The 8383-nt window shown below is 43.4% G+C and carries 10 protein-coding genes; all 10 read left to right on the top strand.

Features of this window, described 5'->3' with window-relative positions; genetic code table 11:
* A partial coding sequence (gene prmC / locus AB3112_RS05780; protein ID WP_367334098.1) for a peptide chain release factor N(5)-glutamine methyltransferase occupies positions 1 to 807 on the top strand: 807 nt, incomplete at its 5' end.
* Between the two features lie 12 nt (positions 808 to 819).
* The gene (locus AB3112_RS05775; protein WP_367334097.1) at positions 820 to 1842 is read left to right on the top strand and encodes an L-threonylcarbamoyladenylate synthase; all 1023 of its coding nucleotides are present in this window, start codon (positions 820 to 822) and stop codon (positions 1840 to 1842) included.
* Positions 1843 to 1869: 27 nt separating this feature from the next.
* The gene (gene glyA / locus AB3112_RS05770; protein WP_057909339.1) at positions 1870 to 3120 is read left to right on the top strand and encodes a serine hydroxymethyltransferase; all 1251 of its coding nucleotides are present in this window, start codon (positions 1870 to 1872) and stop codon (positions 3118 to 3120) included.
* A 106-nt stretch (positions 3121 to 3226) separates the two neighbouring features.
* The gene (upp, locus tag AB3112_RS05765; RefSeq protein ID WP_057909338.1) at positions 3227 to 3856 is read left to right on the top strand and encodes a uracil phosphoribosyltransferase; all 630 of its coding nucleotides are present in this window, start codon (positions 3227 to 3229) and stop codon (positions 3854 to 3856) included.
* Between the two features lie 341 nt (positions 3857 to 4197).
* Positions 4198 to 4911: a F0F1 ATP synthase subunit A gene (gene atpB / locus AB3112_RS05760; RefSeq protein WP_367334096.1), complete on the top strand. Its 714-nt coding sequence runs from the start codon at positions 4198 to 4200 to the stop codon at positions 4909 to 4911.
* A gap of 39 nt (positions 4912 to 4950) precedes the next feature.
* Entirely contained in the window at positions 4951 to 5163 is a 213-nt protein-coding gene (gene atpE, locus AB3112_RS05755; RefSeq protein WP_008858078.1) for a F0F1 ATP synthase subunit C, read from the top strand.
* 42 nt (positions 5164 to 5205) lie between these two features.
* Complete coding sequence (gene atpF / locus AB3112_RS05750; RefSeq protein WP_057909336.1) at positions 5206 to 5715, top strand: F0F1 ATP synthase subunit B; 510 nt, start codon at positions 5206 to 5208, stop codon at positions 5713 to 5715.
* The gene (gene atpH / locus AB3112_RS05745; protein WP_057909335.1) at positions 5712 to 6254 is read left to right on the top strand and encodes an ATP synthase F1 subunit delta; all 543 of its coding nucleotides are present in this window, start codon (positions 5712 to 5714) and stop codon (positions 6252 to 6254) included. Before atpF ends, atpH begins: the two co-directional genes overlap by 4 nt.
* A gap of 27 nt (positions 6255 to 6281) precedes the next feature.
* On the top strand, positions 6282 to 7838 hold the full coding sequence (atpA, locus tag AB3112_RS05740; protein WP_084972686.1) for a F0F1 ATP synthase subunit alpha: 1557 nt from the start codon (positions 6282 to 6284) through the stop codon (positions 7836 to 7838).
* Between the two features lie 21 nt (positions 7839 to 7859).
* Positions 7860 to 8383 (top strand): F0F1 ATP synthase subunit gamma (locus tag AB3112_RS05735; protein ID WP_367334095.1); only part of this gene is annotated, 524 nt, incomplete at its 3' end.

The raw sequence follows: 8383 nt of genomic DNA, 5'->3' as shown, positions 1-8383 counted from the left end.
TGGGCTTCTTTTCGTATTAAAGATATTTCGGACGTTGATATGTACGACGTCGATTTCCTATTGGAAAAATTATTCGATTTAAGTCCAACGGCCCTCTTAATTCGGTATCGGCAAAAGATGCCCGCCAAACAGTGGCTGGAATTCCAAACGGCAGTCAGCAAGCTTGAAGCCGGAACGCCACCACAGTATATCGTGGGCAAGGCGGATTTTTATGGCAGCACATTGACGGTGACGCCGGATGTGTTGATTCCCCGCGTGGAAACCGAGGAACTGGTTGACTGGGTTTTAAATGAAGCCACGGCTGATCATCTCAGTGTCTTGGATATTGGGACCGGCAGCGGGGCGATTGCGATTGCGTTAAAAAAAGCACGCCCCAACTGGCAGGTAACTGCAAGTGACCTGTCAGAGGCGGCCCTTGAAGTCGCGATGGAAAATGCCCGTCAAAATCAGGCAGATATTCAGTTTGTTCTCAGTGATGTTTTTGCCCGGATTTCGTCACAATTTGACATCATTGTGTCAAACCCACCCTATATTGCATACGACGAAAAGCGCTATATGGATGCCAGCGTTATTAAAAGCGAGCCGGACATGGCACTTTATGCCGCTGATGAGGGATTGGCAGTTTACCGGAAAATTGCTGTCGGAGCCGACGCGCACTTAACTGCCCATGGCCGACTATTTTTGGAAATTGGCTTTAAACAAGAAAAAGCCGTTAGTGATATTTTTCAAGCCGCGCTGCCAAAGGCGAAGGTGATTGGCAAACATGACGTTGCCGGACACCAACGGATGATTCAAGTAAAGAAATGAAGGTTATATAATATGGAAACATTAGTCTTAAAAGCAACCCAACTGGACCAAGCTGCTGATTTTCTCAAAAAAGGGGAGTTGGTCGCATTTCCCACCGAAACGGTGTATGGATTGGGTGCGGATGCCACCAACGAGGCGGCCGTTAAAAAAGTCTATGCTGCCAAGGGACGTCCGAGCGATAATCCTTTGATTGTGACGGTTTCAAGCGTTTCAATGGTTGAACAATTTGTGCAGCCGCTTTCCGATGAGGCACGTCATTTGATCCAAAAGTTTTGGCCAGGGTCATTGACGATGATTTTCAAGTTAAAGCCGAATGCGTTGTCAAAAACCGTTACCGGTGGACTTGACACCGCGGCGTTCAGATTTCCAAATAATCAAACGACCCTTGACCTGATCTCCAAGGCTGGGGTACCAATTGTCGGACCATCGGCCAACACCTCTGGCAAGCCAAGTCCCACAACCGCCAAGCATGTTTACCATGACCTTAATGGCAAAATTGCGGCGATCGTTGATGGCGGGCCGACAACGGTTGGCGTTGAGTCGACTATTTTGGATATGTCAGTTGACACACCTTCAATTTTACGACCCGGTGCGGTCACTAAAGAAGACATCGAGGCAGTGATCCACAGACCGGTCATTGACGAGTTGCATCATGTTGGCGCGAAGCAAACGCCAAAGGCTCCCGGAATGAAATACAAGCATTATGCCCCGGCCGCCCAGGTGTACATTGTCGATCCGGACGATGACTGGCACGACGTGGTGGACTGGATCAAGTCCCATCCGCAATCAGTGGGTGTCATGGCGTTTGATCACGTGATTAAAACCATTAACTGGCCGGATAACGCCGACGTCATTTCACTGGGCAGTGATGCTAAAAGTGCCGCTCACGATTTGTTTGCGGAATTACGGGATTTTGATAATCACCCCGAGTATAAAATTATCTTTACGCAAGGCATTGACCCTGAGGGGATTGGCGAGGCTTATATGAATCGATTGAACAAATCGGCTGGGCAAATGCATTTCAAGCAGTTATAATTTATTTGTACCAAATAAATTAGTGAGGTGTTGCAGTTGAACTACGATTATAAACAGCAGGATCCAGAACTTTGGGATGCAATTGCCAATGAAGAGAACCGTCAGGAACATAATATTGAACTGATCGCGTCTGAGAATATCGTATCAAACGCTGTTCGTGCCGCTCAGGGTTCCGTATTGACCAACAAGTACGCCGAAGGATACCCGGGTCGCAGATATTACGGCGGCTGTGAGTACATTGATGTCGTTGAACAGTTGGCAATTGACCGTGCCAAGGAATTATTTGGCGCAGAATATGCCAACGTGCAGCCTCACTCAGGTTCCCAGGCGAACCAGGAAGTATACGCTGCCTTCTTAAAGCCTGGAGACAGAATTCTTGGGATGGGTTTGGATGCCGGCGGCCATTTGAGCCACGGTGCCAAGGTCAGCTTCTCGGGAAAATTGTATGATTCCTTTTCATACGGACTTGATCCAAAGACGCAGCTGATTGACTACGATGAGGTGGCCAAGATTGCCCAAATCGTGCAGCCTAAGCTGATTATTGCCGGTGCTTCTGCGTACAGCCGAATCATCGACTGGCAAAAATTCCGCGAGATTGCCGACTCGGTTGGTGCTTATTTGATGGTTGATATGGCACATATTGCCGGCCTTGTGGCAACTGGCTTGCATCCAAGTCCAGTGCCCGTTGCCGACGTTGTGACCACCACCACTCATAAGACGCTTCGCGGTCCTCGTGGCGGCTTGATTCTTGCAAAAGAAAAGTATGCTAAGAAGCTTAATTCTGCTGTCTTTCCGGGCAGTCAGGGTGGTCCTTTGGAACATGTTATTGCCGGAAAAGCTGCAGCATTTTATGAAGATTTACAACCTGAATTTAAGACGTACGGTGAACAAGTGATCAAAAACGCCCAGGCGATGGCGGAAGTCTTTGAGAATTCCAAGACGGTTTCTGTTTTGACCGGCGGAACGGACAATCATTTGATGACGATCAATCTCACCCAGACATCATTAAACGGAAAAGAGTTACAAAACGTATTGGATTCGGTTCACATTACAACCAACAAAGAATCCATTCCAAACGACCCATTGCCACCTTCGAAGACCAGCGGGTTGCGGTTGGGAACGCCAGCCATCACAACACGCGGCTTTAAAGAAGACGATGCGCGTCAAGTTGCCAACCTCATTTTGCAGGTGATCGACAACCCAACTGATGAAAAGAACTTGCAGGATGTCTCTGCCAAAGTTGAAAAATTAACGGCTGATCATCCGATCAATCAATAAATTTATGAGGCTTGAAACTAATTGGGGTTTCAAGCCTTTTTGTATGCTTTTCCCGACCACATATGTGATACAATTATTTCGGAATACAAAAAGGAGTGGGAATATAATGGGTAAGTTTCAAGTTATGGATCATCCACTGATTCAGCACAAATTATCGCTGATCAGGGACAAAAATTGCGGTACAAAAGAATTTCGGGAAATCGTTAACGAAATTGCGACTTTGATGGCGTTTGAAGTATCTCGTGACATGCCGCTGGCAGATGTTGATATTGAGACACCGGAAGGCATTGCACACGCCAAACAAATTTCTGGAAAGAAAGTGGCCATCGTTCCAATCTTGCGAGCAGGGATTGGAATGGTCGACGGCATGCTGAACTTAATTCCAGCTGCCAAGGTTGGTCACATTGGGATGTATCGTGACGAAAAGACACTTGAACCTCACGAATACTTTGTGAAGCTGCCTTCAGACATTGATCAACGTCAGATTTTTGTTGTCGATCCAATGTTGGCCACCGGTGGTTCTTCCATCATGGCGATTGACGCGCTGAAGAAGCGTGGAGCTTCAAACATCAAGTTTGTTTGCCTGGTTGCCGCTCCAGAAGGTGTTAAGGCACTTGAAAAAGCACATCCGGATGTTGATATTTATACCGCTGCGCTTGATGAAAAATTAAATGATAAAGGTTATATCGTACCTGGCCTCGGTGATGCCGGTGATCGTTTGTTTGGGACGAAATAGCGAAGGGGGCTGAAGCAAATATCAATTTTGTTTTCAGCCTTTTGTCGTCATTAACAAAGAATTTTAATTTTGATGACCAAATCATTAAGCGACTCAACGTGATTCACGTTCAGTAAAGGAACCGGGTGTCGGATATGTGCGTCCAGCCTACTGTTTAAAGGCAACGCCCGTGTCAATATTGTTTTGAATTTTGGAATGATTGGTGGTATGATTTCAATTGTATTTGAACACGGCTCTGTGTTCATTACCATCGCAATGTTTCACTTTGGTATTATTGTCTTCTGGACCAAAACCAGATTGATTTGCATGCGTGATTATATCGAGGAAAGAGGTGAGATTTTGTGGGAGATTCTGCTGCTTCTACTTTTGAATTCTTAGGACTGACATTTAATGTCGGTAATATGATTTCAATCTTATTAGCCTGCGTTGTCGTTTTAGTCCTTGTATATGCGTTGTCGAGGCATCTAACTTTGAAGCCGGGCAAAGCACAGAATGTTTTAGAATATGCGGTAGACTTTACTAATGGTATTGTCCGAAGCTCAATTTCCGGAGAAACAAGTAGAACCCTTGGATTATGGGGATTTACATTGTTTATGTTCATCATTGTTGCGAACTTGCAAGGACTCTTTTTGCATATCGATATCTCTGGTGTAACATATGTCAAAAGTCCAACTTCTGACCCGGTGGTTGCAATGACTTTGGCACTTATGACTTTAACGCTTGCCCAATTCTTGGGAATCCGTAAGTTAGGTTATAAGGGACATTTTCAAAATTATTTGAAGCCATTCGTATTATTCTTACCAATTAACTTGTTCGAAGAATTTACAAATTTCCTGACTTTAGGATTGCGACTTTACGGTAACATCCTGTCAGGTGAAATGCTTCTTGGGATCATTATTGGTATGTCGCATGGTGGAGCAGTTATGTGGATTGTGTCATTCATCCTTGAGCTGGCTTGGACAGGTTTCTCAGTCTTTATTGGATGTATTCAAGCCTACGTTTTTGTGACGTTATCATCCGTATATATTTCACGAAAGCTCGAGCTGGAAGATTAGTAAAACTATTTTGGAGACTATTAAGGAGGATTTTTAATTATGGGAGCAATTGCTGCAGGTATTGCAATGGCTGGTGCCGCTATTGGTGGAGCTATTGGTGATGGTATCTTAATTTCAAAGATGTTGGAAGGTATGGCACGTCAGCCAGAATTATCCGGACAACTTCGTAGTAACATGTTCATCGGTGTTGGTTTGGTTGAAGCTATGCCTATCATCGCCTTCGTTGTTGCTTTACTAGTTATGAACAAGTAATTACTAGTTTAGTCAAATACACAAAGAAGGAGGTGCCAATTGATGTTTTCATATTCAGTAGTTGGAGCTCAGCTTTATGTTGGTGATATGCTGTTTGTCATGCTCACATTTCTTGTATTAATGTGGTTGATCAAACTTGTTGCATGGAAGCCAGTTACGAAGATGATGCAAGACCGTTCAGATAAAATTGTTAATGATATTGATTCCGCCAAAGAATCACGGACAAAGGCAGCTGAACTTGCTCAAAAACGTCAGGCTGAATTAGATAAGACTCGTGATGACGCGAATGGAATTATTAACAATGCAAAACAGACTGGACAAAGACAACGAGAACAAATCGTTGAAGATGCTCGAAATGAAGCATCTAATCTTAAGAGTTCTGCTGAAAAGGATATTGAACAACAGCGACAAGAAGCTTTGGCTAATTCTCGAAAAGATGTGGCAAGCCTTTCTATTGAAATTGCATCCAAGATTATTTCAAAAGAATTAAACGAAGATGATCAAAAAGGGCTTGTAGACTCTTACATTGAAGGGTTGGGTAAGCAGAAATGACATTAGATAATATGAGCGCTTCAAAAAAATATGCAAAAGCCATGTTTGAAGTTCTTAGTGATTCTAATGAACTTGAAACCGGCTATGCTGATTTGATTGAACTACGAAAAATTTTTGCTGCTAATCCAAAGTTGATTGATATTCTCGATGATATTCGAGTTGCAGATGATGAGAAACAATCATTACTGGCTCCTATCACCCAAAATGCATCAGATTTTATTAATAATTTTCTTAAAGTTGTTGGCAGTTATCGTCGATTTCCACAAATTTTGGACATTATTGACCAATTTCAGAAAATCTACGAAGACGACAAGAAGATTGTCAGAGCAGAGGTTGTTTCGGCTTCCCCGCTTGATGACGATCAGCTTGATCGTTTAGCCAAGGCTTTCGAAAAACGAGTTGGCGCTGTAAAGGCGATTTTTGATACTAAAGTTGATCAATCATTAATCGGCGGAATTGTGATCCGTTCGTCCGATGTGATTATCGACGGCAGTGTGAAGACTCGAATTAATAAAGTTAAGGAATTATTGTTGAACTAACGATATCTATTTAAAGAGGTGAAACTTATGAGCATTAAAGCTGAGGAAATCAGTGCTCTTATTAAGCAACAGTTACAAGGCTATAAGAACGAGCTCGACGTTGAAGAAACAGGTATCGTTACATATGTTGGTGATGGTATTGCTCGTGCTCATGGTCTCGAAAACGCGTTGTCTGGGGAGTTGCTCGACTTCGGCCACGGCGTTTATGGAATGGTCCAAAACTTGGAAACCAATGATGTTGGTATCATGATTTTAGGCGATGACACAGATATCCGTGAAGGTGACTCTGTAAAGAGAACCGGCCGAATTATGGAAGTTCCTGTTGGGGACGATATGATTGGACGAGTTGTTAATTCACTCGGTGAACCAATCGATGGAAAGGGCCCTATCAAGGCCGACGATCACAAAGCAATTGAACATAAAGCACCAGGTGTTATGGATCGTCAATCTGTTTTTGAACCATTACAGACCGGTATTAAAGCGATCGATTCTTTGATTCCAATTGGTAGAGGTCAGCGTGAGTTGATCATTGGAGACCGTAAAACTGGTAAGACTTCAATCGCCATTGATACGATCCTGAACCAAAAGGGTCAAAACATGAAATGTATTTACGTTGCGATTGGACAGAAACAATCAACTGTTCGTACTGCCGTAAGTACTTTAGAAAAGTATGGCGCAATGGATTACACGACTGTTATTTCAGCCGGACCATCCGAACCAGCATCACTGCTGTATATTGCACCATATGCCGGCGCTACGATGGGTGAATACTTCATGCATAAGGGTCAACACGTTTTGATTGTCTATGATGACTTATCAAAACAGGCTGATGCTTACCGTGAGTTATCACTTATTCTTCGTCGTCCTCCAGGTCGTGAAGCTTATCCTGGTGATATTTTCTATACCCACTCACGTTTATTGGAACGTGCTGCTAAGTTGAGTGACAAGTTGGGTGGCGGTTCAATGACTGCTCTTCCAATCGTTGAAACTCAAGCAGGGGATGTTTCCGCTTATATCCCAACCAACGTTATTTCCATTACTGATGGACAGATCTTCTTGGACGCCGACAGTTTCTATTCTGGTGTTCGACCAGCCGTTGATGCCGGAACTTCTGTTTCTCGTGTTGGTGGTGATGCGCAGGTTAAGGCAATGAAGAAGGTTTCCGGTACCTTGCGTATCGACCTTGCTTCATACCACGAATTGGAATCATTCGCACAATTTGGATCTGACCTTGATGAAGCAACTCAGTCCAAGTTGAATCGTGGTGCCAGAACCGTTGAAGTTTTGAAGCAGCCGCTTCATTCTCCAATTCCTGTTGAAAAGCAGGTTGTGATTCTTTATTGCTTGACTCATGGCTTCTTGGATAAGATTGCCATTGACGATATTTTGAGATATCAAAATGAAATCTTTGACTACTTTGATCAAAATGATAAAGATTTGTTGGATGATATTGTTAAGACTGGCCAATTACCTGATACGGGCAAATTGGATGCCGCAATTAAAGAGTTTGAAAAGACGTTCCAACCAAGCAAACAAGATGATCAACAATCAAATGATGATCAATCAGCTGCTTCGAATGACTAGTTTTAAGGAGGGTGAGATTACATGGGTGCTTCGCTGAACGATGTTAAACATCGGATTACTTCTACTAAGAAGACGCGACAAATTACGAATGCCATGGAAATGGTTTCTCAGGCAAAACTGAACCAGATCCAAAAGCATACGGTTAGTTATGCGGAATATGCAAGCCAAATCAAATCTGTTGTATTACATTTAGCCCAATCTCACATTTTGGATGGGTTAAAGAAATCCTCAGGTCACTCAGCTGACAATGATCAGTCTAAGACTAAGAGAAGCGCGTATTTAATTATCACATCCGATCGTGGCATGGTTGGTAGTTATAATAGCAACGTCATTCGCGAAACCAACGAATTTATTGAGAAGCATTCGGGTTCGAATGACTATCAAATTTTGGCTGTTGGTGGAACCGGTTCTGATTTTTACAAAAAGCGTGGCGACAATGTTTCTTACGAATATCGCGGTGTCAGCGATGTTCCAACATTTAATGAGGTTCGCCAAATCGTTAAGATGGTCACATCGATGTACGGTAAAGGTGAATTTGATGAATT

The sequence above is a fragment of the Lentilactobacillus sp. genome (genome assembly GCF_040773105.1).
In the GTDB taxonomy this organism is placed as follows: domain Bacteria; phylum Bacillota; class Bacilli; order Lactobacillales; family Lactobacillaceae; genus Lentilactobacillus; species Lentilactobacillus parabuchneri.
This window is presented reverse-complemented; position numbering and strand designations above follow the sequence as displayed.